A 26,618-nucleotide genomic window follows, 5' to 3' on the forward strand; every position below is an offset into this window, starting at 1 on the left:
AGCGACCCCTTCGACCGCAATGAGCGGCGATCCAGACAAGGGGTTTCATGATGACGATCCGGGGTTTTGCCTCCGCGGGCCTGTGCGCCTTTCTCGCCAGCACCAGCAGCATCGCGCTGGCCCAGCCCGCCACCGACACGGGCGATGCCGTCGAGTCGCCGGGCGACGATATGGGCGACGAGATCATCATCACCGGCCGCGCCGGCGCCGGCGAGCGCACCCGGCTCGAGACCAGCTATGCGATCACCTCGATCGACAATGACATGCTGCGCTCGCGCGCGCCGTCCAGCGTCACCGAGGCGCTGAAATCAGTTCCGGGCTTCTGGGTCGAGGCTTCGGGCGGCGAGGGCAGCGGCAACGTCCGCGCGCGCGGCATCCCGGTCGACGGCTTCGGATCGATCACCCTGCTCGAGAACGGCCTGCCGGTGCAGCACGATCCGTCGCTCGGCTACCTCAATGCCGACCAGGCGTTCCGCATCGACGAATCGATCGAGCGGATCGAGGTGGTGCGCGGCGGCCCCTCGTCGATCTTCTATTCGAACGCGCCGGGCGGCGCGGTCAACTTCATCACCCGCCAGGCGACCGACCGGCTGACTGGGGTCGCGCGCGTCCTCTACGGCCCGACCGCGAACCTCTTCCGCTTCGACGGCTGGATCGGCGCGCCGCTCGGCCGGGGCTGGAGCCTCGGCCTCGGCGGCTATTACCGCAGCGAGGACGGGGTGCGCGATCCGGGCTTCACCGGCAACCAGGGCGGGCAGATTCGCGCCGACCTCAATTACGATTTCGGCAATGGCCGGATTTCGCTCGGCTACAAAAGGATCGACGACAACACGATCTTCTACACCGGCATCCCGCTCACCAAGGATCGCAACGGCGACGTCGTCGGCCTGCCCGGCTTCAACCCGCATTACGACACGACGGCGAGCCGGGCGACGGCGTTCCTGACGCTGCGCGACGCCAACGGCACGGTCTTCTTCGACAATGCCGACGGCACCGACGTAACGCTCGACCAGTTCAGCCTGCTCGCCGAATGGGAGTTCGCGCCGGGCTGGCAGCTCACCAACCGGGCGCGCTACCGCGACTCGCTGACGGTTCGGAACGGCGTCTATCCGGCCTCGATCAGCACGGCGACGACGTTCCTCAACCAGAACCGTGCGTCGCTGCTCGCCGCCTTCCCGGGCGCGACCAGCGTCCAGTTGCGCTACACCGACACGGGCGAGGCGTTCGACGTGACCGGGCAGAACGGCAATGGCGACGTGTTCATCAACGCCGCGCGGCCGGTGACTGTCGACGAGAGCGAGTTCCTCAACGACTTCCGCCTCGCCCACACCTTCGACATCGGCGGGATGACGCACGATTTCGCGATCGGCTTCTATTATGCCCGGATCGAGGAGACGTTCGTCCGCTATTCGGCCTCGACCCTGCAGGACGTTTCCGGCAATTCGCGGCTGCTCGATCTGGTCGCGCTGAACGGCGCCGGGCAGGTGGTGGGTTCCGCGACCGAGAACGGTGTCGTGCGCTACGGCTCGGAATTCGCCAATGGCAGCGGCACCCAGGATACGTTCGCGCTCTATGCCGCGGACGAGTGGCAGGTCACGCCGGACCTGCGCATCGACGCCGGCATCCGCTGGGAGACGGTGAGCACCGAGGGCGCGCAGGAGGGCAGCACGACCGTCAATCTCGGCGATCCGACGACGCTCGCCGACAACAATGTCCTTGCCGGCAACGGCGTGTTCACACCGTTCGACCGGCAGTTCGACCGGGTCGGCTACACGATCGGCGCCGACTGGCGGTTCATGCCGCGCGCCGGCCTGTTCGCGCGCTACACCTCGGCCTTCCGCCTGCCGAGCGTCGGCAGCTTCATCACCAGCGCCACGGCGGTTCCGCGCGTCCAGGGGATCGACCTGTGGGAGGCGGGGCTGAAATACCAGTCGCGCTTCGCCAGCCTCTACCTCACCGGCTTCCTCACCGACTTCAATTCCTACGGGATCGGCAACACGCGGTTCGACACGGTGACCAACGGCTATGTCACCCAGACGGTCTACACCGACACGCGCGCCTATGGCGTCGAGTTCGAGGGGACCGTCCGGCCGACCTCGTGGTTCGACTTCACCCTCAACGCGACCTGGCAGGAGCCGACCTTCCGCAACCTGCGCTATGACGAGCTGACCACGGTCAATGGCGTGCCGACTTTGGTGGCGCGCGACTATACCGGCAACCAGCTGATCCGGGTGCCGAAGCTCGCGCTGCGGGCGACGCCGGCGGTGACCCTGTTCGAAGACCGGCTGCGGGCGCAGGTCGATATCGAGCATTATACGAAGCGCTATGCCGACGCCGCGAACACGTCAGAGCTGCCGGCCTATACGGTGGTCAATGCCAGCGTCCGTTTCCGGCTCACCGACCAGATCACGCTCTGGGCCTATGGCGACAACCTGACCAACGAGATCGGCCTCACCGAAGGCAATCCGCGGGCGGGCGAGCTGACCAGCGGGCAGGCGAACGACCTCCTGTTCATCGGCCGCCCGATCGTCGGCCGCAACGTCCGCTTCGCCGTGGACTTCCGCTTCTGATGCGGCGGATCGCGATCCTGTTCGCGGCCGTGCTGGCCGTCGCCACACCCGTAGCGGCGGCCGGCCAGGCGGCGCCGGACGTCACCGTCGCCGGCGAGATCGCCGGCGCCGACCACCAGACCTATCGCGAGGTGCGGTTCGACGTGCCGGAAGGGGTCGAGCGGATCACGGTGACGCTGAGCTACGACAAATCGAACCGGACAGTCGTCGACATGGGCGTGTGGGATCCGGCGCGCTTTCGCGGCTGGAGCGGCGGGACGCGCGACCGCTTCACGATCGCGGCAAGCGACGCGACGCCGGGCTATCTGACCGGCGCGCTACCGGCGGGGCGCTGGCGGGTGCTGCTGGGGGTACCCAATGCACGGGCGGAGAGCCGGGCGGCCTACACGGTCAATGTGTTCTTCGATCGCGGGGATGAGCGGCGCGCCAGCGCGGCGATCGCCGATCCGCCGCTTCGCGCCGGGCCGGGCTGGTTTCGCGGCGACCTCCACATGCACGACGCCCACAGCGACGGAAGCTGTCAGAGCCGCGCCGGCCGGCGCGTGCCGTGTCCGCTGTTCCGCACCGTCGCGGCGGCGGGCGAGGCGGGGCTCGATTTCATCGCGGTCACCGACCACAACACCACCGCGCATTTCTCAGGGCTGCGCGAGCTTCAGCCCTATTTCGACGCGCTGCTGCTGATCCCGGGGATCGAGGTGACGACCTTCGGCGGCCATGCCAACATCTTCGGACCGACGCGGTTCGTCGATTTCCGGGTCGGGACGGCGGGGGTGCCGGACGTCCGGACGCTGCAACGCGACGTGGCGGCGGCGGGCGCGATCATGTCGCTCAACCATCCGGCCTTGCCGTCGGGCGAGCAGTGCATGGGCTGCGGCTGGACCTGGCCGGAGACCGACTTCAGCGCGGTGACGGCGATCGAGGCGATCAACGGCACGATGACCGAAGGGCCCTATGCGGGTCTCGGCTTCTGGTATGCGCGGCTGAACGAGGGCCACCGCCTGACCGGCATCGCCGCCAGCGACAATCACGATCCGGACGTGACCGCCGGCAACCCGCCGCCGGGCCCCGCACCCATCGGGCGGCCGCGGACCGTCGTCCATGCGCGGGACCTGTCGACGCCGGCCATTCTCGACGGTATCCGCGCCGGCAACGTCTTCCTCGACGTCGAGGGGACGGCCAACCGGCTGCTGGAGGTCGAGGCCGAGGCGGGTGGACAGCGTGCCGTGATGGGCGGGGCGTTGCCGGGCCGCCGGGGCGTAGCGATCCGGGCGCATGTCGTCGGGGCGGCCGAGGCGTCGGCCGAGCTGGTGCGCAACGGGGAGCCGGTCGGGGCGCGGCAGCCGGTCGGGTCGGACGATGCGCGGCTGACGATGCGCCTGGAGGCCACGCAGGCCTGCGGCTGGATCGCGGTCAATGTGCTGAGCGGCGCGGGGCGGCCGCTGCTGATCGGCAATCCGGTCTATCTGACCTGCCGGTAGCGGCGCTCGGGCGCGTCGTCGGCCGGCTCACCCGGGCGGGTCGACCAGCCGAAATGGGGGAAGGTGATCGCGCGGCGGCCGCCGAGATCGACGCGCACGACGATGATCTGCCGCTCCTCCATGAAGGCGAGGACGCGCTTGAGGCGGCTCGTCGAGCTGGTGCCGTAGGCCTCGGCGAGGGCGGTCTCGGACGGGCTTTCCGCCTCGTCGCGCGCGGCCCGGGCGAGCAGCAGGAAGACCGGCAGCATGTCCTCGGGCAGGGTCGCGCCGAGGGCGAGGACGCCGTGCCAGCTCTCGTCGCCGTCGATGCCGGCGCGGGCCATGGCGAGGCGGGTGCGGAAGGCGATGAGGTCCAGGCCTGGTGTGGCGAGGCCGAGCATCCGACAGCGAAGCTGGAAATCCTGGTACAGGGTAGCGACGGGCTGGAAGGCGGTGCCGGGCTCGGCGGCGAGGCCGGCGAGCGCGGACTCGACGATGGTGCGGGCCTTGTCGTCGTCCATGTCGATCCGCGGCACGTTGCTTGGCGGCGGCGTATCGGCGGTTTCGAGGGTGCGCAGCACCTCGTCGGCGCTCGGTGGCGCGGGTGGGACGGGGAGGGGGATGAGCTCGGCTGCGACCCGCACGAGCAGGTCGTCGAGGCCGATTGCGTCAGCGGTGGGCAGAGGGATCAGCTTCGGGCTCGAGCTGCGCGCCTGGGTGCGGACCGGCCCGATGCGGATGTTGACCGGGCGGCGCGACAGGGCCGGGCCGAGCGCGAGGAACTGGCCGCGGGCGAGGTCGCGGATCGCCTCGGCCTGGCGGCGTTCCATGCCGAGCAGATCGGCGGCGCGGGCCATGTCGATGTCGAGGAAGGTGCGGCCCATCAGGAAGTTGGAGGCCTCGGCGGCGACATTCTTGGCGAGCTTGGCGAGGCGCTGGGTGGCGATCACGCCGGCAAGGCCGCGCTTGCGGCCGCGGCACATGAGGTTGGTCATCGCCGCGAGCGACAGGCGGCGCGCCTCGTCGCTGACCTCGCCGGCCGCGGCCGGGGCGAAGAGCTGCGCCTCGTCGACCACGACCAGCACGGGATACCGGTGGTCGCGCGGCGCTTCGAACAAGGCGGAGAGGAAGGCGGCGGCGCAGCGCATCTGCGCGTCGATCTCCAGCCCCTCGAGACTGAGCACGACCGAGGCGCGGTGCTCGCGGACCCGGGCGGCCATGCGGGCGATCTCGGCGGTGCTGTACTCGCTCGCCTCGATCGCGGTGTGGCCGAAGGCGTCGCCCAGCGAGACGAAATCGCCCTCGGGATCGATCACCACCTGCTGGACGAGGCCGGCGCTTTCCTCGAGCAGGCGGCGCAGCAGATGCGACTTGCCCGAGCCGCTGTTGCCCTGGACGAGCAGACGCGTGGCGAGCAGCTCCTCCAGGTCGACCTCGGCCGGCGCGCCGTCGCCGCCCGTCCCCATTTCGATTCTCACGGACATGATCCGTCCTTGGCCGGAAAGACGGGTCGGGGACAAGGGCCGCGACGGTCAGGTCAGGCCTTCAGCCCCGGCACCTCTCCTCGACCTCGGCCCTCGCTTCGGCGAGGCCCGCCAGATCGACGGTCATGGCGAGGTTTCCGCCACCGTCCGACCGGGTCCGCACATCGAGGCGGGACGCAGAGGCGATGTCGGCGAGGATGGTCGGAAGCGACCCGTCGTCGATGTGGATGGTGTCTTCCAGCACGTGCACCTCGGCCGGCTTCTCCATGCCGTCATCGACGCGGTAGTGGATGGTGCGCGGCTGCGGATCGCGGCGGCCGGCCGGCGCCACGTTCACCGGGGTTCCGATCAGGACGGCGAGCGGCCCGCCGCGATCGCACGACAAGGCGAGATAGCCGACGCCGTCGCGCGCGATCTTCTGCGCCGAGGCACCGGGCGTGGCGCCGCTGTCCCGGTCGCGAACCTTCCACTGATCCTCGCCGCCACCGCAGGACGCGATAAGCAGCGCGCCGAGGATCGCCAATGTCCGCATGGTCTCTTCCTTCGCTGCGCGGTCGCGGCCGCATCCTGCCGGGGACAATGTTGCACCGGCGATTTGGATGCATCCGGCCGCTTCAGCCGGTCGTCAGCAGCTCCGGGGCGAGGGCGGCGTCCGGCATCAAGACGCCGGCGTCGAGGCCGAGCCAATCCGCCATCAGACACAGTTCCGCCATCAGGCGTTCCTCCGTTTCCGCCGGTGCACCGGGCTCGAGATTTATGGAACGGACGAGGAGGCGGCGCTGCTGCCGGTCGCTCTTGAGGTCGACCCGGGCGACGAGGCGGCCGTCCATCAGGAAGGGGAGAACGTAGTAGCCGAAGATGCGTTTGGGCGCGGGCACGTAGATCTCGATCCGGTAGCGGAAGCCGAACAGCCGTTCGGTGCGGCCGCGCTCCCAGATCAGCGGGTCGAACGGGGCGAGCAAGGCCTGGCCGGCGATGCGGCGCGGGCGGCGGGCCTCGGCGTGAAGGAACGCGGGCTGGCGCCAGCCTTCGATGGCGACCGGGATCAGGGTGCCGGCCTCGACCAGTGCATCGAGACCGGCGCGGCTTTCGGCGACGTCGAGGCGGAAATAGTCGCGCAGGTCGGCAGCGGTGGCGACACCCAGGGCTTGCGCCCCCAGCTCGACAAGCTGGCGGTGGGCATCGACCTTGCCAGGGGTCGGCAGGTCCAGGATCGCGGCGGGGATCACCCGTTCGGTGAGGTCATAGACGCGCTCGAAGCTGCCGCGCCGGGTGGCGGTGGTGATCTGGCCGGACCAGAAAAGCCATTCCAGCGCCTGCTTGGTCTCCCCCCATTCCCACCAGCCGCTGCGGCTCTTGCCATGCTCGAAATCGGAGGCTGCCATCGGCCCGTCGGTCTGAAGGCGTTTGAGGATCGCCTCGGCCGCCGGTCGGCGCCCGTGGGCGAAGGCGCGCAAGCTGCGCCAGCCGCGCTCGCCGCGCGCCGCCTCGTCCATCCGCCAGCGCAGCAACGGGTGGAGCGCGAGCGGGAGCATGGACGCCTCGTGCGCCCAATATTCGAACAGGCGGCGCTCGCCGCGCTTCCCCCAGACGGAATGGTCGAGGAGGCTGCGGTCATAGGGGCCGAGCCGCGAGAAGGCGGGAAGATAGTGGGCGCGGGCGAGGACGTTGACGCTGTCGATCTGGTGGAGGCCGAGCCGTTCGATCGTGCGGTGCAGATGGCCTTTGTTGACCGAGTCGGGACGCGCCGCACCGAAGCCCTGGGCCGCGAGGGCGATCCGGCAGGCGGCGGGGAGGGTGAGCTTTTCCTGCGGTCGAGTCATGGATGCATGAGAACATATGGGAAACGCTTGTCAAGCACGGCGCTCGAAACCGGCAGCGAATAGCGTTTGCCGTGGGGCGGGAAGAGGCATAGCCTCGCACCATTCAATCGGAGGGGGAGAGTCCGGATGAAGACCGAGCGTCAACTCACGCGCCGTTCCTTTCTTGGCCGCGTCGCGGGCGGCGTCGCCATCACCGGCGGCGCGATCGTCGCCTTGCAGGGAAAGGCGGAAGCCGGACAGGTCAGCGACAATGACAGCGGACCCAATTCCGACCCGCCTGGCCGCGGCTATACCGGCGTCACGGATTCGGACAGCGGCGCCAATTCGGACCGGCCCAACCACGGCCGCAGCGGCGGCCGGCGGCGCGGCATTCAGGGCTGCACCGACAGTGACAGCGGCAGCAATTCCGATCCCGCCGGCCGCGGACGCGGCACCGGCCGTTCGGACGGAGATCCTAGCGATCCGGCGGGCTGCGGCCGGCGCTGATCGCGTCAATAAAAATCGGGAGGAGGCGCTGGTGGGGTGGCGCCTCCTCCCTTCCGGCCGCCAAGCGCGGTCAGAAATCGTAAGTTTCGAAACTTCGCATCAGAACTGGATCCCCACGCCCGCATTGGCACCGGCGCGGCCGCGGGTGTCGATCGTCGCGCCGGCGCGGATCACGGCGCGGCCATTGTCGGTGCGGGTGGAGAGGCCCATCGCGAAGGCGCCTTCGCCCTGGAACAGGCCGGTGCCGAAGGCGATCATGCCGCGGCCCGCGTCAACCGCCTGCGGCAGTGACGCGGCGGCAAGGGCGCCGGCGGTGCCGGCCTCGGAGTCGCGGCGGAGGCTGTCCATGTCGCGGCCGAGCAGGTCGAAGCGCGCATCGATATAGGCTTGCGCTTCCGCGACCGCGCTCTGGATACCGGCTTGGAGCTGGGCGACGTTGACCGCATCGGTCGCCGCGACGCCGGGAGCGACGTTGCCCAGCCGGACCGGGGCCGCGCCGGGGCCGAAGGTCACCGACCGGCCGCCCGCATCATATTGGACGGAATTGCGACCCAGCGCGACCGCCTCCTGGGCGACCGTGTTGGTGGCGGCGAGCTGGTCGCCGTTGACCGCATCGGTCGACCCGGCGGCGACGCGGCCGGCGGCGACATTGTGGACCGCCACCGGCGCCCCGCCGGCGCCGACCAGCGTCACGTCGTTGCTGACCGTGCCGCCGTTGGGAACCGTCGGCGTGGCGGTGTTGGAATATTGGATCGGGCTGATCGCGCTGCCCGTGACGCTGTTCTCAATCACCGTGATCCGGGTCTCGTGGTCGGCGACCTGCTGGTTGGTGGCGAAGAGCTGGCCGCCATTGACCGCGTCGGTCGAGGATGCGGCAAGCGCGCCATCCCGAACATTGTGCAGCCCGACCGCGCCGGCGGCCGCGCCGACCAGGGTGGCCTCGTTGGTCGGCGTGCCGGCATTCGGCGTGGTCGGCGTCGCCGCGTCGGCATAACGGACCGGGCCCGGTGTCCCGCCACCTCCGCCACCCGCCTCGAGCGCCGTGATCCGGGTCTCATGATTGGCGATGGTGGTGCTGTTGTTGGTGACCCGCGTGTCGATCGCCGACACGTCGTCGGCGACGCCCTGGAGCTGCGCGACATTGACCGCATCGGTCGCGGCCGAGCCGGCGGCGACGTTGGTGACCTGACGGGTCGCACCTGCGGCGCCGACCGAGAATTCGCCGGTGGAGGTCTGTGCCGTGTCGAGGCCGAGTGCGGCATAGCCGGCCTGCGCACCGCGCGTGGCGGTCGAGCCGGCGCCGATCGCAACGCTGTTTGCCGCGCCGGCGCGGGAATCGGCGCCGATCGCGATCGAGCCGGTTGCACCGGCGTCCGCACGGGCGCTGTTGCCGAAGGCGATGGCGTCGATGTCGGCGGCGGTGGCGGCCTCGCCGTTGGCGCCGAGCCCGGTGATCTGGTTGCCGCCGATCGCGATGCCGGCGGGATTGGTAAGGCTGATGCCGTCCGCCTGGACGTTGCAGCCGTCGGCCGGATCGACGACATTGCCGTTGGTGTCGAGCACCTGCAGCGAGATCGGCGCGCCGGCGGCCGCGTTCGAAAGCAGGCCGGCGACATTGGTGTTGAGATCGGGAATGAGCTGCCCGACGATCGGGATGATCGCGATCACGTCGAGGATCGAATTGACCCGGTCCTCGATCGGGTCGACGATGCCGTTCGCCACCGGCCCGAGCACGTCGGTCACCGCCGAGCGCGGCAGCCGGATTCCGGTGCAGACATTGACGACGGCGGTCTGGGCCTGCGCCCGAGCCGGAACCAGCGTGGCGCACGTTGCGGAAATGAGGGCGCAGCTCAGAAGCAGCTTGCGTCCGATGTGGCGATTCTTGCGAGTAGGCATGACGATTCCCCTTTTGAATCTGATTTCACCTGCGTTGTTCGCAAGGGTGATTATTGAATCAAAAGATTAATTCGACTTTTTACTTGAACTTATCTGATCGCGTATTTTGAGTCCGATACAAAGTTCATTTCGGATATTTAGACGAACCCGGCCGCGAGCGGACCTTGATGGGCCGGCGTCTCGATACGGGACGCTGGAGGCAGAGCGGCGGCGGGGCGCTTGCAACCTTTTGGTAAATGAATTCTTAATGACGGCATGAATCGCCTGTCGCCCCTGATCGCTCGCCGGATCGACCCGACGGCCACCGCCCAGGTGGACGTGGCCGTTCCTTTCGCCGGCATCGATGCGGCGATCTGGCTGGATGATCTGAGGCTGTTCGCCACCGCCTGGATCGGCGGGCTGATCTTCTTCGGAACCCTGCTGGGCTAGCGTTCCGCTAGACCGTCGGCGGGAGGACTTCCTTGTCGACGCATTCGACGTCGTCGCAGGCCTTGTGCAGCTTCCAGGCGAGCCAGGCCGAAATCAGGCACATGGCGGCGGCGAGGAGGAGCTGGTCCTCACCCTCGATCCCGAACAGCGACAGCGCGCCGGCGATGATCGAGCCGATCACCATCGCGCCCGAATTGACGATGTTGTTGGCCGCGACGGTGCGCGCCGCCTGCGACTTGGGGACGGTGGTGGTGAGGAAGGCGTAGAGCGGCACCACGAACATGCCGCCGAAGATCGCGATGCCGAGCAGGGAGCCGAGCAACGGCCAGTTGCCGGAATGGTTCATGAAGGCGCCGAGATCGTAGAGGCTGCCGTCGGTCGTCCCGACCCAGCTCGCCGAGACGAGATGGAAGGCGACGACGAACAGGCCCATGACGAGCACCGCCGGCGTCGAATAGCGCGCCGAGACCTCGCCCTTGAGCAACCGGTTGACCGCGACCGAGCCGATCGCGACGCCGATCGAGAAGATGGCGAGGAACAGGCTGGCGACCGCCTTGTCGGCGGTGAGCACATTCTTCACCAGCGGCGGGAACTGGATGAACAGCACCGCGCCGATCGTCCAGAAGAAGCTGATCGAGACGATGGCGAGGAAGAGGCGCGGGATGTGCAGGGTCGCCGCGATCAGGCGGTAGGAGGAGCGGAAGACGTTGAGATCGATGACGTGGCCGCCCTCCAGCGCCGGCGCCGGCGGCACCCGGCGGCCGGAGAGGTAGCCGACGACCGCGATGAGGATCACCGCGATGGCCGAGGCCTCGATCGAGATCATGCCGGCGAGGATCGTGCCGCCGAGGATGGCGATATAGGTGCCGGCCTCGACCAGGCCGGTTCCGCCCAGCACCTCGTCGGGCTCCAGATGCTGGGGCAGGATCGCATATTTGATCGGGCCGAAGAAGGTCGAATGGACGCCCATCGCGAAGAGGGCGAGCAGCAGCAGCGGGATCGCCACCGTGTGCACCATGATTCCCTGCCAGGCCATCAGCAGGCCGCCGGCGCCGACCAGCATGATCGCCACCTCGCACGCCTTGACGATGCGGATGATGCGCGCCTTGTCGGTCGCGTCGGCGAGCTGCCCCGACAAAGCCGACAGCAGGAAGAAGGGCAGGATGAAGATCGCGGTGGTGACCGCGCTGAACCAGAATTCCGACGCCTCGTCGTTATAGACCTGGTAGACGACGAACAGCACCATCGCGTTCTTGAACAGGTTGTCGTTGAACGCGCCCAGCAGCTGGGTCGTGAACAGCGGCAGGAAGCGCCGCGTGCCGAGAAGATGGGTTGCGCCGGTCATCGCTGCTCTTCTGGCCCCCGGAAGAGACTGCTCAATTGCCGTCCGAGGAAGGGGCGGCGACGGGCTGGAAATTGCGGACGAAGCGATCCAGCAGCCTCACGCCGAAGCCGGCATAGCCGTCCGGCACGGTCGGCTGGTCCGCGCCCATGTCGACCCCGGCGATGTCGAGATGCGCCCAGGGCGTGCTTTCCACGAAGAAGCCGATGAAATGGGCCCCCAGACCGGCTCCGGGGCTGCCGCCCTCATCCGAATTCTTGATGTCGGCGATGTCCGAATCCATGTCGTCGGCATAGTTGGAGTGAAGCGGCAGGCGCCACAGCTCCTCGCCGGTGTCGCGGCCGGCGGCGAGCAATTGCCCGGCGAGCCCGTCATTGCGGCTGAACAGGCCGGCATATTCGTTGCCGAGCGCGGTGGTGACCGCGCCGGTCAGGGTGGCGATGTCGACGATCGCGGCGGGGCGGAACCGCCGCTCGGCCAGCGCAACGGCGTCGGCGAGGACGAGGCGGCCTTCGGCATCGGTATTGATGATCTCGATCGTGCGCCCGTTCATGGCGCGCACCACGTCGCCGGGCCGGCTGGCGTTGCCGCCCGGCATGTTCTCGGCCAGCGCGGCGATCGCGACGACGTGGACCGGCGCCCGGGCGCGGGCGAGGCTGAGCACCGCGCCGACGGCCGCGGCGGCGCCGGCCATGTCGCCCTTCATCGCCGACATACCGGTCCCTGGCTTCAGCGAGATTCCGCCCGAATCGAAGGTGATGCCCTTGCCTGCCAGTACGACGGGCGCATCGGGCGAACCCGCGCCGCGATATTCGACGATGAGCATCCTCGGTGGCCGTTCCGACCCGCGGCCGACCGCGAGGATCGATCCCATGCCGAGTCGTTCCATCGCGGTCACATCGAGTGCCTCGATGCGCACGTTGCCGACGCCGCGGAACGCCTCGCGCGTCCGCTCGACGAAGCTTTCCGGATAGATGACATTGGCAGGCTCGGTGATGAGGTCGCGGGTGAAGTGGACGGCGTCGCTGAGCGCCTGTCCCTCCGACTGCCAGCGCGCAGTGGCGGCCGCCGCGCCGGCCGTCAGGATCGTGAGCGGGGTGTCCTGGCCCGGCCGGCGCGGCGCCTCGGGATCTTCGGAGCGATAGCGATCGAAGCTGTAGCCGCCGAGCCGGGCGCCGATGCCGATCTGCACCGCCGCCGCCGCATCGCCGACCCCTGCCACGGTCACCGGCCCGTCCGTGGCGGCGGTTTCATGGGCAGCACGGCCGCCGATGTCCTGTAGCTCAACCGTCTCGAGCGGGTCACCGCCGGTGCCGATGAGGGTGATCTGGCTCCACGGGCCCAGGCCGCGAAGCGTGAGCACATCGCTGGTGCGGTAGCGGAACCGGGCGGACTCCAGCGCCCGCGCAACGGAGTCGCGCGTCGCCGGATCGAGCATGGCGCCGCGTGTCTGGAGGTCCGCGGCGCTGCCGAGCGGCAGCACCAGCGCCCCGCCGGGTGCCGCCTGTTCGGCGAACTGGACGGGCCGGGCCGCCTGTGCCGGTGCCGCCATAGCCGAGGCGAGCAGGGCGAGAAGGGCAAGGCGGTGCATGCGGGTCTCCGGACCGTGGACGTCGCTCGCCTGTTTGGCGGACCGTCCGACGCCGCACAAGTCATTCCGCGAGACGGCCGCGGCAATGCGTGCATGACCCTCCCATTCCGGCGCAGCTGCCGCTAAAGCCGGGGTGTGACATGCTGACCCTGCCGAACCTGCTCACCCTGTCGCGCATCCTGGCGGTGCCGATCCTGGTCTTCCTGCTGTGGCAGCCAGGCTGGTTCGACTATGCGGTGACCTTCGTCCTCTACTGCCTCGTCGGCATCACCGACTATTTCGACGGCTATCTCGCCCGCGCCCAGGGGACGGTCTCGCGGCTTGGCCAGTTCCTCGATCCGATCGCCGACAAGATCATGGTCGCGGCGGTGATCGTGATGCTGATCGCCCGGCCGCCGGCGGACGGCAGCTTCGCCGGGCCGATCATCGCCGACTGGCACCTCATTCCGGCGCTGGTGATCCTGCTGCGCGAGATCATCGTCTCGGGCCTGCGCGAGTTCCTCGCCGGTTTGCAGGTCTCGGTTCCCGTCAGCCAGCTGGCCAAGTGGAAGACGACCTTCCAGCTCGTCTCGCTCGGCGCCCTGATCCTCGCCGGCGCGTTGCCGCACTGGGGGTGGGTCTATCTCGTCGGACTGGTCAGCCTCTGGGCGGCGGCGGCGCTGACGCTGGTGACCGGGTGGGACTATCTGCGAGTCGGCCTCAAGCACATGGACTGACGATCGGGGAGGGAGTCGGAATGATCGAGCGCGTCTGGCGGGGCTGGATCGCCCCCGAGAGGGCCGAGGCCTATCAGGACTTCCTGCAGCGCCACTTCCTGCCGGCCGCCCATGCGATCCCCGGCTATCTCGGCGCCCGCGTGCTGCGGCGCGACCTCGGCGAGGAAGTGGAGTTCCTCACCGCCACCCGCTTCACCTCGATGGACGCGATCCGCGCCTTTGCCGGCGACGATCCCGAGCGCGCCCATGTCGCGCCCGAAGCCCGGGCCCTGCTTTCGCGCTGGGAGGAGCGGGTCGCCCATTATGCGCCCGCGTTCGAGGACCAGGTCTAGGCTGTATCGACGTTCAAGCCTTTTACCCTCTCCCCGGTGGGGAGAGGGCAGGGTGAGGGGGTTCGGCTTCAGCGGAAATCCTCGGAGTCAGAACCCCCTCGCCCCAACCCTCTCCCCACCGGGGAGCAGTGTGCTGAATGTCGATACGTCCTAGGCCGCCGTCTTGAGCGCGTCCGCGAGCAGCCGGAATTCCTTCTCGCGCGGGCTGCCCTTGCGCCAGACCAGGGCGATGCGGCGGGCCGGGTGATCGGCGTCGAGGCGGCGGGCGACAACGTTGGTGCCGTCGAGGAGGCCGGCATCGACCGCCATCTCCGGGACCAGGGTCATGCCGAGGCCGTTGTCGACCATCTGGACCAGGGTGTGGAGCGAGGTGCCGAGGATCGAGGCCTCGGCCCGCAACTCCGGCCGGTTGCAGGCGGCGAGCGCATGATCCTTGAGGCAATGCCCGTCCTCGAGCAGCAGCAGGCTCGCCTCGTCGATCGCGCTGGCCGGCACGCACTCCGGCAGGTCCTTGGCGCCGCCGGGCGGGAAGGCGACCATGAGCCGATCGTCGAACAGATCGGCCGAGTCGACGTCGCCGCAGGCGTAGGGGAGAGCGAGCAGCACGCAATCGAGCTTGCCGCGGTGGAGCGCGTCACAGGCGGCCTGGCTGGTCTCCTCGCGCAGATAGAGTTTCAGGTCCGGCCACTGCTCGCGGAGCCGCGGCAGCAGGGTAGGGAGCAGGAAGGGGGCGATGGTCGGGATCACGCCCATCCGGAGCTCGCCGGCGAGCGGCTTGCCGGCGGCGCGGACCATGTCGGCGAGATCCTCCGCCTCGCGCAGGATGCGCTGCGCCTTGTCCGCGACGCGCTCGCCGAGCGGGGTGAAGCGCACGACCCGGCGGGTGCGCTCGACCAAGGTCACGCCGATCAGCGTCTCCAGCTCCTTGATTCCGGCCGACAGGGTGGACTGGGTGACGAAGCACGCGTCGGCGGCCCGGCCGAAATGCCCGTGGATTTTCAGGGCCACGAGGTACTGAAGCTGCTTCAGGGTGGGCAAGTGAACGTTCATCGTTTCCCTCGATCAATCCATGCGATCTAATCAATTGGAACGATGAATTCCACCTTCTATATGCGCTGCACAAGATTTCTGACGCAGTGCACAAAAACAGGAGACGCGCACCTATGCTTACCGTTGGCGACACGCTTCCCGGCCTCACCCTTCCGGTCCAGCAGGGCACCGCGGCCCTTCCGGCCGGCGAGACGATCGACCTGGCCGAGACCAACGGCAAGTGGAAGATCCTGTTCTACTGGCCGAAGGACTTCACCTTCGTCTGCCCGACCGAGATCGTCGGCTATGGCGAGCTCGCCCGCGATTTCGCCGATCGTGATGCGGTGCTGATCGGCGCGTCGACCGACACCGCCCATGTCCACTTCGCCTGGCGCCGCTCGGACGAGCAGCTCGCCAATGCGGACTTCCCGTGGATCGCCGACAACGGCGCCCAGCTCGCCGGCGCGCTCGGCATCCTCGACCGGAACGAGCATGTCGCCTTCCGTGCGACCTTCGTCGTCGATCCGGACAACGTGATCCAGCACGTCACGGTCAACGGCCTCAACGTCGGCCGCAATCCGGCCGAGACGCTGCGTGTCCTCGACGCGCTGCAGACCGACGAACTGTGCCCGTGCAACTGGGCGGCCGGCGAAGAGGTGCTGCGTCCGGCCGCGTGAGCCGGCGCGAGTTCGAGGTCCGGCCCTCGCGGCGTGTTCCCCCCGCACGCCCCCGAACCGGCCGACCTCCAGTGCGGGGGCGCGGCGAACCACCAATCGCCGGGCCCCTTTCTTTGCAATTGCGTCACGCAGGCGTAGGCGGGAATTTGGTGACGAGAAGTCTCCAGCGAGTCTCCCTGAGATCCCGGCCTTCGCCGGGATGACGCGAGTGGAGTAATGCCATGTCCCTCAAGGATTTCGCCGATACCCTCCCCGATTATGCCAAGGATCTGCGGCTCAACGTCGGCTCGCTGCTCAGCGACCAGACGCTCGGCGAGGAGCGCAAGCTCGGCCTTCTCCTCGCCTGCGCCCACGGCACCGGCTACAAGCCGATCGTCGCGGCGGCCGAGGCGGAGGCCGCCGGCAAGATCGACGAGACCTATGCCAATGCCGCCCGCGCGGCGGCAGCGATCATGGCGATGAACAACGTCTACTACCGCTTCGTCCACCTCGCCTCGAACCCGGTCTACCAGTCATTGCCGGCGAAGCTCAGGATGAACGTCATCGGCGCGCCGGGCATCGACAAGGCCGATTTCGAGCTGTTCAGCCTGGCGGTCAGCGCCCAGAACGGCTGCGGCATGTGCATCGAAAGCCACGAGCGGGTCCTGACCCAGAATGGGGTGAAGACCGAGACCATCCAGAATGCCGTGCGCATCGCGGCGGTGATCAAGGCGGTCGCGACCGTGCACGCGACGCTCTGAAGGGGCCGGCGGCCCGTGGGCGCGGACGGCACCGAGTCCTCGCCGGGGCTGCGGGATATGATAGTCTCTTGCCCTTTTCCGCCAGCGGACGGATAGGCGCAAGATGGCAGCGGGATCGATCCATATCGGCATCGGCGGCTGGGACTTCGATCCCTGGCGCGGCACCTTCTTTCCGGCCGGATTGGCGAAGACGAAGCAGCTCGCCTATGTCGGCGAGCAGCTGACCGGCACCGAGGTCAACGCCACCTACTACAGCACCCAGAAGCCGGAAACGTTCGCGCGCTGGGCACAGACGGTGCCGGACGGCTTCAGGTTCGCGCTGAAGGCGTCGCGCTTCTGCACCAATCGCCGCGATCTCGGCGAGGCGGGCGAGTCGATCGCCAGGTTCTGCGGGCAGGGCTTCACCCAGCTCGGCGACAGGCTGGGTCCGATCCTGTGGCAGTTCGCGCCGACCAAGAAATTCGATCCGGACGAGATCCGCGCCTTCCTCGCGCTGCTGCCGGCGAGGCAGGACGGGATCGCGCTTCGCCATGCAATCGAACCGCGGAACGAGAGCTTCAGGAATCCCGGCTTCGTCGCCATGATGCGTGCGGCCAAGGTCGCGATCGTGTTCGCCGATCACGCCGAATATCCGTTGATTCCTGACGTCGCCGCCGACTTCGTCTATGCGCGCTTCATGCAGGCGCGCGAGGAGGAGCCGACCGGCTATGACGCGGCCGGGCTCGATCGCTGGGCGGCGACGGTGCGCGGCTGGGCCGCCGGGAGGCCCGTGGATGGCTACGACGAGGTCGGCGATCAGCCCGCGCCTGGCGGTGCGCGCGACGTATTCGCCTTCATGATCAATGGCGCCAAGGTCCGCGCCCCGGCGGCGGCCCAGGCGCTTCTCGCGAGGATTTCATGACCGGCTTCTCCGCGGCTGCCGAGGCGGCCGACCTGCTCCGCCGCCTCGGGGTCGAGGCCGGCGCCGGCGACCTCGAATCGCGGTCCCCGATCGACGGGCAGGCGATCGGCCGCGTCGCCAGCGCCTCGCCCGACGAGGTCGCGGCGGCGATCGGCCGTGCGCAAACGGCGTTCCTCCGCTGGCGCCTGGTGCCCGCGCCGCGTCGCGGCGATCTCGTCCGCCTGTTCGGTGAGGTGCTGCGGGAGGAGAAGCAGGCGCTCGGCCGCCTCGTCACCCTCGAGTGCGGCAAGGTCCTCTCGGAGGGTCTGGGCGAAGTTCAGGAAATGGTCGACATTTGCGACTTTGCCGTCGGCCTGTCCCGCCAGCTCCACGGGCTCACGATCGCCACCGAGCGGACCGACCACCGGATGATGGAGACCTGGCATCCGCTTGGGCCGGTCGGCGTGATTTCGGCGTTCAACTTCCCGGTGGCAGTGTGGGCCTGGAATGCCTGCCTCGGCCTCGTGTGCGGTGACAGCATCGTCTGGAAACCATCTGAAAAGACGCCGATTTGCGCAGCCGCGGTCGCCGCCCTTTTCGCCCGGGCCGTCGAACGTTTCGGCGGGGCGCCAGCGGGATTGCTGGAGGTCGTCCAGGGAGCGCGCGCCGTCGGGCAGGCGCTTGCCGACGATCCGCGCGTGCCGCTCGTCTCGGCGACCGGATCGACCCGGATGGGCCGTGAGCTGGCGCCGCGCGTCGCCGCCCGTTTCGGCCGGAGCCTGCTCGAGCTCGGCGGCAACAACGCGATGATCGTCACGCCCTCGGCCGATCTCGAGCTGGCGACGCGCGCGATCGCGTTCGCGGCGGCCGGCACGGCCGGGCAGCGCTGCACGAGCCTGCGTCGCCTCCTCGTTCACGCGGATATCTATGATGCGCTGCTCGCACGCCTGCGCCGCATCTGGCGCAGCTTCCCGATCGGTAACCCGCTCGACGACGGCATTCTGATCGGCCCGCTGATCGATGCCGATGCGGTCGCGATGATGCGTTCGGCACTCGATGAGGCGCGAGGGCAGGGCGGCGTCGTTCATCAGGACGACGCGCCGCTCGAAGGAAACTACGTGCGGCCGGCCCTGGTGGAGATGCCGGCCCAAACGCCGGTCATGCTCAACGAGACCTTCGCGCCGATCCTCTACGTGCTGCGCTATCGCGATTTCGACGAAGCGATCGCGCTACAGAACGGTGTTGCACAAGGTCTTTCCTCGTCGATCTTCACCACCGATCTCAGGGAAACCGAGCGCTTTCTCTCCACCTCGGGCTCCGATTGCGGCATGGCCAACGTCAATATCGGACCGTCCGGCGCCGAAATCGGCGGCGCATTCGGCGGCGAGAAGGAAACGGGCGGCGGGCGCGAGAGCGGCTCGGATTCCTGGCGCGCCTACATGCGGCGGGCGACCAACGTCATCAACTACGGCCGCGAATTGCCGCTCGCGCAAGGGGTTGACTTCTCCCTTCCGGATTAACGCAGTGCACTGTCGAAAACCGCGGCAATCCGCGCTTTTCCGCCCTGCAGGCCTGAGCGATTTGTTAACCCCTCCTGCGGTATTGACCGCGCCTCTCGCGGGGGAGGTTATTGGTGGGTTATTCGCGCAAGGTCGGCCCGCCGATCGTATCGGCAGCAGTGGCGACCCTGGTCCTGACGAATTTCGCGACGGTCTCGATCGTGCGCGACGACACCGCGTCCCGTCTCGAGCTGTTCACGACCATCTGGCCGATCTCGCTGACCTCCGCGGTCGCGATCGTCCTCGTCATGTCCTTTCTCTATCGCTCGATCGTCGAATTGGTAAGCGAGCTGGAAACGCGCCAGGCCGCGGCGCAGCATCAGGCGCTGCATGATCAGCTCACCGGCCTCGCCAACCGTGCCCTGCTCGAGGATCGCCTCGCCCAGGCGCTGACCCGTTATCGCCGGGCGGGCGAGCAGGTCGCGTTGCTGATGCTCGACCTCGATCGCTTCAAGCAGGTCAACGACACGCTTGGCCACAATGCCGGCGACCAGCTCGTCATCGAGGTCGGGGAGCGGCTGAAATCCCTGCTGCGGGAGACGGACACGGTTGCCCGCATCGGCGGCGACGAATTCGCGATCGTCCAGGTCAGCCCCAAGGGTGAGGCCGATGTGCGCCGCCTGTGCGAGCGTATCATCACGATCATCCGCGAGCCGTTCCAGATCGGCGAGCGCGAGGCGCGGGTCGGCGTCAGCATCGGCGCGGTCTTCGCCAGCAAGGAGGTCGCCGAAGCGTCCGAGCTGCTGCGCAAGGCGGACATCACCATGTATCGCGCCAAGGCGGCCGGCCGCGACTGCTTCCGCATCTTCACCGAGGCAATGGACGCCGACGTCCAGCGCCGCGATCGAATCGAGAGCAGCCTGCGCGCCGAGCTGCGCGCGCCCGATGCACTGCAGCTCCATTTCCAGCCGGTGATCGGCAGCCGCGGCCAGGTCGTCGGCGTCGAGGGCCTGCTGCGCTGGGATCATCCGACGCTCGGCCAGGTCGCGCCGATGGAGATCGTGCCCATCGCCGAGGAATGCGGCATCATCGACGAGCTCGGCCTGATGGCCTTCCGCGAGGCTTGCAAGGTGGCGCGGCGTTGGCCGGAGCTCAGCGTCGCGGTGAATCTCTCGCCGATCCAGTTCCGCAATCCGGGCTTTCCGGCGGCGCTGCGCCGGATCGCCGACGAGCATGGCGTCGACCACGCCCAGCTCGAACTGGAAATCACCGAAAGCCTGTTCATCGAGCATGGTGCGCTGTGCAGCGCCGCGATCGAGGATCTGCGCCAGGACGGCTTCCGGGTCGTGCTCGACGATTTCGGCACGGGATACTCGTCGCTGTCCTCGCTCCGCCGCTTTCCGGTCGACAAGATCAAGCTCGACCGTTCGTTCATCGACGTGGCGGCGCGCGATCAGAGCGTCGCGATCATTCGCGCCGCGGTCACGCTCGGCCATGCGATGAATTTGGAAGTGGTCGCCGAAGGCATCTCCTGCGTCGCCGAGGAGCAGGTGGCCCTGGAAGCGGGCTGCGACGCGCTGCAGGGCCATCTCTACGCCCATGCGCTGACCCCGGACGATCTCGGTGCCTATCTGGAGGCCGCCCGCCGCGGCTCGGCCTTCTCCGACGCAGCTTAGCTGCGCGAGAGCAGGTCCCCCAGCGGCGACACGAGCGGTGCGTGGAAGGATGTCACCACCGCCCACAGGACGAGGCCGCCGATCAGTGCGGTCCAGCCCGGAAAGGCCGACCGCCATGGGACCCGGCCGGAGGCCAGCGCTCCAAAGGGCAGGAACGAGGTGCGCCGTGCCCAGTCGCGCCAGGCATCGCCAATGAGTCCGGCCTTCTTGCGGTCCTGACCGAGCGAGCCGACCCAAGCCAGCAGCAGGATGCCGCCGGCGACGATCAGGTTGCGGGCGCTCCCCGACAGCGAGATGTGGACGAGCGCCCACAGGATGAAGCTCCAGTTCATCGGATGGCGGGTGATCGCGAACACGCCGCGCGGGGTAGGGATGTCGCGCGCACCGGCGCCGGGATGCGGGAAGGCCGGATTGCGGTTGAACGAACCGACCAGAAGGATGCTGGCGGCCAGCATGAACGCGGAAGCAATCGGCCACCACCAGAGCGGCGCGACCCACAACGGAACGGAGTCCGTTCCCGCCCGCCAGGCGAGGACCATCCACCCTAGGGTCGCCAGCGACACCAGGGAATAGAGGCCGAGAAAACCCTGTGCGCCGAGCCGCCCGACCAGCGCCGGCCGCAAGGGATGCGACATCAACAGATGCGTGCCGACGAAGGCCGCGGTCGCCAGCGCGAGGCTGACGACGGGAGTCACCGCACCTGCGCTCCGTTCATCTCGGATCGTAGGCGTGCGGCAGCGCGCCCTCCTGGGGCTGGCGATAGCGGTCGCGCAGCCGCGTCTGGCGGTTGGTGAGGTCCTGCTGGACGCCGTCGATCCACACCGCGTCGACGCCGGTGGCGAGCTCCAGCGGGTCGCCGTCCCAGATCACCACGTCGGCGCGCCGGCCGGGGCGCAGCGAGCCGATCTCGTCGGCAAGGCCGATCGCCTCGGCGGGATGCGCGCTCAACGACGCGAAGGCCTCGTCCCACGACAGGCCGGTATGGCCCGGCACCCGACCGATGCCGACCAGGTTGCCGGCATATTGGGTCAGCAGGCGGATCTGCCTCGTCTCGTCGTCATTGATCATGCCGAGCGCGACATTGACCCCGGCCGCGCGCATCCGTCCGACATTGGACTGGGTCGCGGCCAGCTGCTCGAAGGTCGACGGCAGGTCGTTGAGCGCGTTGGCGATCACCGGCACCCGCGCCGCGGCGATCCGATCGGCCACGCGCCAGCCCTCGGTCGCGCCGATCAGGACGAGGCGCAGATTGGGGAACTCCTCGCGAAGCGCCAGCGTCTGGAGGAGGTCGCTCGCCCGTTCGACATGGACGAGCAGCAGCTGCCGGCCCTGCAGCACCGGAACGAGCGCCGCCGCGTCGAAGCGGGTCAGCAGCACGTCCTCGGACCGACGGGCGTCGGCCTGGATGTGGGGATCGTTCGGGCCGGCGCCGCGCCCGGCGCCGGGGCGCAGGTCGCGCGCCTCGCGCAGCGCGTTGCGCAGCATGACGTGGGCGGCGGCGCGGCTGCCGCCGGCGTCCTCCGCTCCGGTCTCGCCCAGTTCGATGAACTGGAACAGGCGGGGGCGGGTGATCGGCTCCATGTCGCCGCCGAGATCGATGACCGCGCCCTGGCCGGCGAAGATGCTGCGGCCGGTGCCGGGCGACACCACGGCACGCGTGATCCCGGCGGCGCGGTTCACGGCGATCGACGCCGACTGCGGGTTGATCGCCGGCACCACGTCGATCGCGGCGTTGAACGGCGAGTTGTTGGCGCTGATGTCGTTGGTCTCGTCGACGGCGTCGACTTCGGTCAGGCCGATGCGCGAGAAACCGGCGACGAGGCCGGGCGTCACCCACTTGCCGCTCGCATCCACGGTCGTGGCGCCCGCCGGCACGTTCACGCCGGCGCCCGCCGCGACGACGCGGCCGTTGCGAATGACCACGGTCCCGCCGTCGATCGGCGGCGATCCGTCGCCGACGACCACCCGGCCGCCGGTGATGGCGATGGTCTGCGCCACCGCAGGCGTGGCGGCAAGGGCGGCGACGCCCGCGAGAAGAAGCCCGAGCGCCTTCATTTCACGTCTCCCTCGCCCGGCTGGCCGAGCTCGAAGTCGCTCACCGGACGCAGCTGCGGATTGTTCATGTCGTGGAGCAGGGCGCCGTCGATCCACACCTGCTGCGGTCGGGTGTAGGCGCTGAACGGATTGCCGTTCCACAACACCACGTCCGCGCGCTTGCCGGGGCGGAGCGAGCCGGTCTGCTCCTGGATGCCGAGCGCCTGGGCCGGGTTGATCGCGAGCCAGCGCCAGGCGACCTCGTCCGGGATGTCGATCCCCATGCGGCGGCCGTCGGCGAGCGCCTTGGCGGCTTCCTGGTTGAGCCGCTGGATGCCATTGGCGTCGTCGGAATGGACGATCGCACAGGCGCCGGCGTTGTGGACGAGCGGGATGTTCTCGTTGACCGCATCATAGGCTTCCATCTTGAAGCCCCACCAGTCCGCCCACATCGCCGAGCAGGTGCCGTTCTCCCGTAGCAGATCGGCGATCTTGTAGGACTCGACCGCGTGATGGAAGGTCGAGATCCGGAAGCCGAACTCGCGCGCCATGTCGAGCATGATCGCCATCTCGTCGGCACGGTAGCAATGGTTGTGGATCAGGATGTCGCCGTCCATCGCCTCGACCAGCGTGTCCATCTGCAGGTCGCGCGCCGTATTAGGATCTCGCGCCCGCCGTTCGCGATATTCGATCGCGCGCTGCCAGGTCGAACGCATCACCGCGACATTGCCCATGCGGGTGCTCGGCATGGTGTTGCGGTTGCCGTAGACGCGCTTGGGATTCTCGCCGCAGGCCAGCTTGAGGCCGCGCGGTGCGCCCGGGAAGCGCATCGCCTGCATCGTGCGCGCCGGCACGTTGCGCAAGGTCACGCCGCGGCCGCCGAACAGGTTGGCCGAGCCGGGCAGGATCTGCAGCGTCGTGATGCCGCCATTGGCGAGCGCACGACTGAAGCCGGGATCCTGCGGCCACACGCTGTGCTCCGCCCAGACTTCCGGGCGCACCGGATTGGTCATCTCGTTGCCGTCGCTGTGCGCGTCGACGCCGGGGCTCGGATAGTCGCCGAGATGGCTGTGCACGTCGATGACGCCCGGCGTCACCCAGCGGCCGGCACCGTCGATCCGGGTCGCGCCCTCGGGGATCGGGGTGTCCGGCCCGCCGACCGCCTGGATGCGGCCGTCGACCAGCACCACCGTGCCGTTCTCGATCCTGCCGCCTTCGCCGTCGAAGACGGTCGCGCCGGTGATCGCGGTCGGCACGCCGCCATAGGGGCGATAGGTGGAAGGGTAGGGGTCCTCGGGCGGCGTGTAGCGCTCCCGAGACGAGGAAGGCTGGGAGGCCGACGCGGATTCGGTCTCTCCCCCGTTCTGCGCGCAGCCGGCCAGCGCGGCCGCCGCGACAAAGCCCAGCAGCGCGCTGCGCCCCTTAGACAACGCCATGCATCCACCTCTTGAGTAGCGGGGAAATGAGGAACAGGAACACGCCGATGATGATCGCCGCGATGCCGATTGTCCAGAAGGTGTCGACATAGGTCTGCAGCGCCAGCGCCGGGTTGGTCACCTCGCCGCCCACCGTCTCGACGCTGGCGAACTGGGTGATGATGCCGCCGACATAATTGGCCATCGACGTGCCGAGGAACCACACACCCATCATCAGCCCGACGATGCGTGCGATCGAGAGCTTGGTGATCATCGACAGCCCGATCGGGGACAGGCAGAGCTCGCCGATCGAATGCAAGAGATAGAGCAGGACCAACCAAATAATGCCGACGCGGAACTGGCTGTCGGCGAAGTTGGCACCGAACACCACGACCAGGAAGCCGAGGCCGACGAGCACCAGCGCGATCGCGAACTTGACCGGGATCGAGGGCTCGACGTTGCGCTTCGCCAGCCGCACCCACAGGCCGGCGAAGAACGGCGCCATCAATACGATGAAGATCGGGTTGAACGCCTGGACGGAGCCAGCCTCCATCACGACTCCGAAACCCAGGCTACGGTCGGTCGAGCGTTCGGCGAACAAGGTCAGTGCGGAGCCGGCGAGCTCGAACAGGGTCCAGAACACCACCGACATGACGACCAGGATGATCGCCACCACCATCATCTGGAATTCGGCCTTGCTGCCGACCCGCGCCGCCCAGATAGGAATGCCGATCACGGCGACGAGAAACAGGGCGAACAGCGCCTTGCCGAGCAGCGGCAGCGCGGCGAGATACCCGAGGATGCCGCTGCCGTCGCTCGCCGCGGCATGGGCCGCCTGCGCCGACAGCATCGCATTGTTGAGCAGGAACCAGGCGACCGGAATGGCGAGCAGGATGCCGATATAGACGTAGAGGCGGGTGCGGTCGCTGACCCCCTCGGGCGGCTCGCCATAGCCCTTCAGGCGTCCGCCATCGAACTGGAACAGGATGAAGGCGATCGCCATGCCGACGGCGACGAGCGCGAAGCCCGCCCACCAGCCGAACCAGCTCGCAAACAGCGGCGCAAGGATCTGGCTGCCGATCGAGCCGATGTTGATGCCCATGTAGAAGATGGTGAAGCCGGCGTCGCGGCGCCGGTCCCCCTGCTCGTAGAGCGTGCCCACCATGGTCGAGATGTTGGGCTTGAAGAAGCCGTTGCCGACCACGACCAGCGCGAGCGAGAACAGCATGACCGAGATCCAGAACGGATCGCGCACCGCGTCGGCGCGGAACTCGCCGCGCGCGATGGTCTGCGGCAGCACGCTGCCGTCCGAGCCCTCGAGCGTCACGCTGCCGTCCGGGTTGCCGCGGATCGCGTAATTGCCCGCCGGCGTGACCACCGACTGGACCGTCCGGCCCGACGCGTCGACCGCCGAGGCGACCTCGTAGGTCTGGTTGTTGTGGACGAAGAGCGGCTTCGCCTGCTCCCCGCCGAAGCAGAGGCCGAGATAGCCCAGGCACATGATGACCGCGCCGGTCTTCACCGACATCTTCGAGCCGAGGATGCGGTCGGCGATCAGGCCGCCGAACAGCGGGGTGAGGTAGACCAGGCTGGTGAAGGCGCCGTAGAGGCCGCCGGTGGTCGCATCGTCGAACAGGAACCATTGCGCGAGATAGAGCGCGAGCAGCGCCCGCATGCCGTAATAGCCGAACCGCTCCCACATCTCGGTGGTGAACAGTCGGGCGAGCTGGCGCGGATGGCCGAACCAGGTCGACTGGGCGGCCGGGTTGACGTGGCTGATGTCGGGTTCGCGCGGGTTGTCCGCGGTCGGTGTGTCCACCATGTAGCTTTGCTCCCTGGGCAATCCTGTGGCCGTGTTCCCGGCCTTGATCGGGGCAACCTAACGGCCAAAACCGCATTGTGAAGCGGGATTGTTGCCGAGCCGCCCGGCTGGTAGCGCCGCCGTCATGTTCAATGACCTGACCTCGACCCTCAGCCTGCTCGAAACCCGCCGTTCCGGCCGCCCGCGCGATCTCGTCGCGCCGGGACCGAGCCCGGGGGAGCTGCGGCGCATCCTTGCGATCGCGACGCGAAGCCCCGATCATGGCAAGCTCGCCCCCTGGCGCTTCGTCCATGTGGCGCAGGCCGAGCGCGACGCTTTCGCGGCCCTCCTCGACGCCGCCTATCGGATCGACCGTCCCGAGCCGGGACGGCTGGAGATCGAGGCGAACCAGCGCTTTGCCCATCAGGCGCCGGAGCTGATCGTCGCGCTGTCCTGCCCGACGCCGGATCACAAGATCCCGGTCTGGGAGCAGGAGCTCTCCTGCGGCGCCGCCTGCATGAACCTGCTGCTGGCGACGCACGCTTTGGGTTATGCGGCCGGCTGGGTGACGGGCTGGGCGGCCTATTCGGACAGGGTTCGCGAGGCGTTCGGCGGCGGGCCCGACGACCGGATCGCCGGCTTCATCTTCCTCGGCACGCCCGGCGCCGATCTCGAGGAACGCGTCCGGCCGGCGCCCGAAAGCGTGATCTCCGCGTGGACGCCGCCCGCTTAATGACCGGA

General features: G+C 68.7%; 23 protein-coding genes. 12 read left to right on the forward strand and 11 right to left on the reverse strand.

Annotation, left to right across the window (positions count from 1 at the left end; genetic code table 11):
- Positions 1-47 precede the first annotated feature (47 nt).
- Both RCO27_RS16740 and RCO27_RS16745 read left to right on the forward strand, forming a co-directional pair.
- A complete protein-coding gene (locus RCO27_RS16740; protein ID WP_309003841.1) occupies positions 48-2,570 on the forward strand; it encodes a TonB-dependent receptor domain-containing protein in 2,523 nt (840 codons plus the stop codon).
- A complete protein-coding gene (locus RCO27_RS16745) occupies positions 2,570-4,048 on the forward strand; it encodes a CehA/McbA family metallohydrolase (protein ID WP_309003842.1) in 1,479 nt (492 codons plus the stop codon). Before RCO27_RS16740 ends, RCO27_RS16745 begins: the two co-directional genes overlap by 1 nt.
- Here RCO27_RS16745 and RCO27_RS16750 read toward each other — a convergent pair.
- The 3 genes from RCO27_RS16750 to RCO27_RS16760 form a co-directional block, all read right to left on the reverse strand.
- Positions 4,030-5,511 (reverse strand): ATP-binding protein, encoded by a 1,482-nt coding sequence (locus RCO27_RS16750; RefSeq protein ID WP_309003843.1) that lies wholly within the window; start codon positions 5,509-5,511, stop codon positions 4,030-4,032. The two genes, RCO27_RS16745 and RCO27_RS16750, sit on opposite strands and share 19 nt — an antisense overlap.
- Before the next feature lie 61 nt (positions 5,512-5,572).
- On the reverse strand, positions 5,573-6,043 hold the full coding sequence (locus tag RCO27_RS16755; RefSeq protein WP_309003844.1) for a hypothetical protein: 471 nt from the start codon (positions 6,041-6,043) through the stop codon (positions 5,573-5,575).
- Between the two features lie 82 nt (positions 6,044-6,125).
- Positions 6,126-7,334: a winged helix-turn-helix domain-containing protein gene (locus RCO27_RS16760; RefSeq protein WP_309003845.1), complete on the reverse strand. Its 1,209-nt coding sequence runs from the start codon at positions 7,332-7,334 to the stop codon at positions 6,126-6,128.
- A gap of 126 nt (positions 7,335-7,460) precedes the next feature.
- Here RCO27_RS16760 and RCO27_RS16765 point away from each other — a divergent pair, with 126 nt between their 5' ends.
- Positions 7,461-7,820, forward strand: coding sequence for a twin-arginine translocation signal domain-containing protein (locus RCO27_RS16765; RefSeq protein ID WP_309003846.1), 360 nt, complete (start codon positions 7,461-7,463; stop codon positions 7,818-7,820).
- A gap of 99 nt (positions 7,821-7,919) precedes the next feature.
- Here the strand turns inward: RCO27_RS16765 and RCO27_RS16770 are convergent, their stop codons facing one another.
- Complete coding sequence (locus RCO27_RS16770) at positions 7,920-9,716, reverse strand: YadA-like family protein (RefSeq protein WP_309003847.1); 1,797 nt, start codon at positions 9,714-9,716, stop codon at positions 7,920-7,922.
- A gap of 255 nt (positions 9,717-9,971) precedes the next feature.
- Between RCO27_RS16770 and RCO27_RS16775 the strand changes: the two genes are divergently transcribed.
- A complete protein-coding gene (locus tag RCO27_RS16775) occupies positions 9,972-10,145 on the forward strand; it encodes a hypothetical protein (protein WP_309003848.1) in 174 nt (57 codons plus the stop codon).
- A 7-nt stretch (positions 10,146-10,152) separates the two neighbouring features.
- Here RCO27_RS16775 and RCO27_RS16780 read toward each other — a convergent pair whose 3' ends face one another.
- Positions 10,153-11,490, reverse strand: a complete 1,338-nt coding sequence (locus RCO27_RS16780; RefSeq protein WP_309003849.1) for an MFS transporter — start codon at positions 11,488-11,490, stop codon at positions 10,153-10,155.
- A 31-nt stretch (positions 11,491-11,521) separates the two neighbouring features.
- Positions 11,522-13,078 (reverse strand): leucyl aminopeptidase, encoded by a 1,557-nt coding sequence (locus RCO27_RS16785; protein ID WP_309003850.1) that lies wholly within the window; start codon positions 13,076-13,078, stop codon positions 11,522-11,524.
- Between the two features lie 140 nt (positions 13,079-13,218).
- On the opposite strand from RCO27_RS16785, the gene pgsA reads away from it, so the two are divergent.
- Together pgsA and RCO27_RS16795 are read left to right on the forward strand one after the other, a co-directional pair.
- Positions 13,219-13,794, forward strand: a complete 576-nt coding sequence (pgsA, locus tag RCO27_RS16790; protein WP_309003851.1) for a CDP-diacylglycerol--glycerol-3-phosphate 3-phosphatidyltransferase — start codon at positions 13,219-13,221, stop codon at positions 13,792-13,794.
- Positions 13,795-13,814: 20 nt separating this feature from the next.
- On the forward strand, positions 13,815-14,126 hold the full coding sequence (locus RCO27_RS16795) for an antibiotic biosynthesis monooxygenase (protein ID WP_309003852.1): 312 nt from the start codon (positions 13,815-13,817) through the stop codon (positions 14,124-14,126).
- Positions 14,127-14,276: 150 nt separating this feature from the next.
- Here the strand turns inward: RCO27_RS16795 and RCO27_RS16800 are convergent, their stop codons facing one another.
- Positions 14,277-15,176 (reverse strand): hydrogen peroxide-inducible genes activator, encoded by a 900-nt coding sequence (locus RCO27_RS16800; RefSeq protein WP_309003853.1) that lies wholly within the window; start codon positions 15,174-15,176, stop codon positions 14,277-14,279.
- 113 nt (positions 15,177-15,289) lie between these two features.
- On the opposite strand from RCO27_RS16800, the gene RCO27_RS16805 reads away from it, so the two are divergent.
- The 5 genes from RCO27_RS16805 to RCO27_RS16825 all read left to right on the forward strand — a co-directional run bounded on the left by RCO27_RS16805 (position 15,290) and on the right by RCO27_RS16825 (position 20,627).
- Positions 15,290-15,832: a peroxiredoxin gene (locus tag RCO27_RS16805; RefSeq protein WP_309003854.1), complete on the forward strand. Its 543-nt coding sequence runs from the start codon at positions 15,290-15,292 to the stop codon at positions 15,830-15,832.
- Between the two features lie 221 nt (positions 15,833-16,053).
- Positions 16,054-16,572: a carboxymuconolactone decarboxylase family protein gene (locus RCO27_RS16810; protein WP_309003855.1), complete on the forward strand. Its 519-nt coding sequence runs from the start codon at positions 16,054-16,056 to the stop codon at positions 16,570-16,572.
- Positions 16,573-16,675: 103 nt separating this feature from the next.
- The gene (locus tag RCO27_RS16815; protein WP_309003856.1) at positions 16,676-17,473 is read left to right on the forward strand and encodes a DUF72 domain-containing protein; all 798 of its coding nucleotides are present in this window, start codon (positions 16,676-16,678) and stop codon (positions 17,471-17,473) included.
- Positions 17,470-18,972, forward strand: a complete 1,503-nt coding sequence (locus RCO27_RS16820) for an aldehyde dehydrogenase family protein (protein ID WP_309003857.1) — start codon at positions 17,470-17,472, stop codon at positions 18,970-18,972. Before RCO27_RS16815 ends, RCO27_RS16820 begins: the two co-directional genes overlap by 4 nt.
- Positions 18,973-19,085: 113 nt before the next feature.
- Entirely contained in the window at positions 19,086-20,627 is a 1,542-nt protein-coding gene (locus RCO27_RS16825) for an EAL domain-containing protein (RefSeq protein WP_309003858.1), read from the forward strand.
- Here the strand turns inward: RCO27_RS16825 and RCO27_RS16830 are convergent.
- Genes RCO27_RS16830 through RCO27_RS16845 form a run of 4 tightly spaced genes read right to left on the reverse strand, consistent with a single transcriptional unit; the run spans position 20,624 to position 25,898 of the window.
- Complete coding sequence (locus RCO27_RS16830; RefSeq protein WP_309003859.1) at positions 20,624-21,322, reverse strand: NnrU family protein; 699 nt, start codon at positions 21,320-21,322, stop codon at positions 20,624-20,626. The genes RCO27_RS16825 and RCO27_RS16830 overlap by 4 nt on opposite strands.
- 16 nt (positions 21,323-21,338) lie before the next feature.
- Positions 21,339-22,682 carry an amidohydrolase family protein gene (locus tag RCO27_RS16835; protein ID WP_309003860.1) on the reverse strand — a complete coding sequence of 448 codons (1,344 nt, stop codon included), beginning with the start codon at positions 22,680-22,682 and terminating at the stop codon, positions 21,339-21,341.
- The gene (locus RCO27_RS16840; protein ID WP_309003861.1) at positions 22,679-24,097 is read right to left on the reverse strand and encodes an amidohydrolase; all 1,419 of its coding nucleotides are present in this window, start codon (positions 24,095-24,097) and stop codon (positions 22,679-22,681) included. Before RCO27_RS16840 ends, RCO27_RS16835 begins: the two co-directional genes overlap by 4 nt.
- Complete coding sequence (locus tag RCO27_RS16845) at positions 24,084-25,898, reverse strand: oligopeptide:H+ symporter (RefSeq protein WP_309003862.1); 1,815 nt, start codon at positions 25,896-25,898, stop codon at positions 24,084-24,086. The genes RCO27_RS16840 and RCO27_RS16845 overlap by 14 nt, the downstream gene beginning before the upstream one ends.
- 124 nt (positions 25,899-26,022) lie before the next feature.
- Here RCO27_RS16845 and RCO27_RS16850 point away from each other — a divergent pair, with 124 nt between their 5' ends.
- The gene (locus RCO27_RS16850) at positions 26,023-26,610 is read left to right on the forward strand and encodes a nitroreductase (RefSeq protein WP_309003863.1); all 588 of its coding nucleotides are present in this window, start codon (positions 26,023-26,025) and stop codon (positions 26,608-26,610) included.
- The last annotated feature ends 8 nt before the right edge of the window (positions 26,611-26,618 follow it).

The sequence above is a fragment of the Sphingosinicella sp. LHD-64 genome (genome assembly GCF_031157375.1).
Taxonomy (GTDB): Bacteria; Pseudomonadota; Alphaproteobacteria; order Sphingomonadales; family Sphingomonadaceae; genus Allosphingosinicella.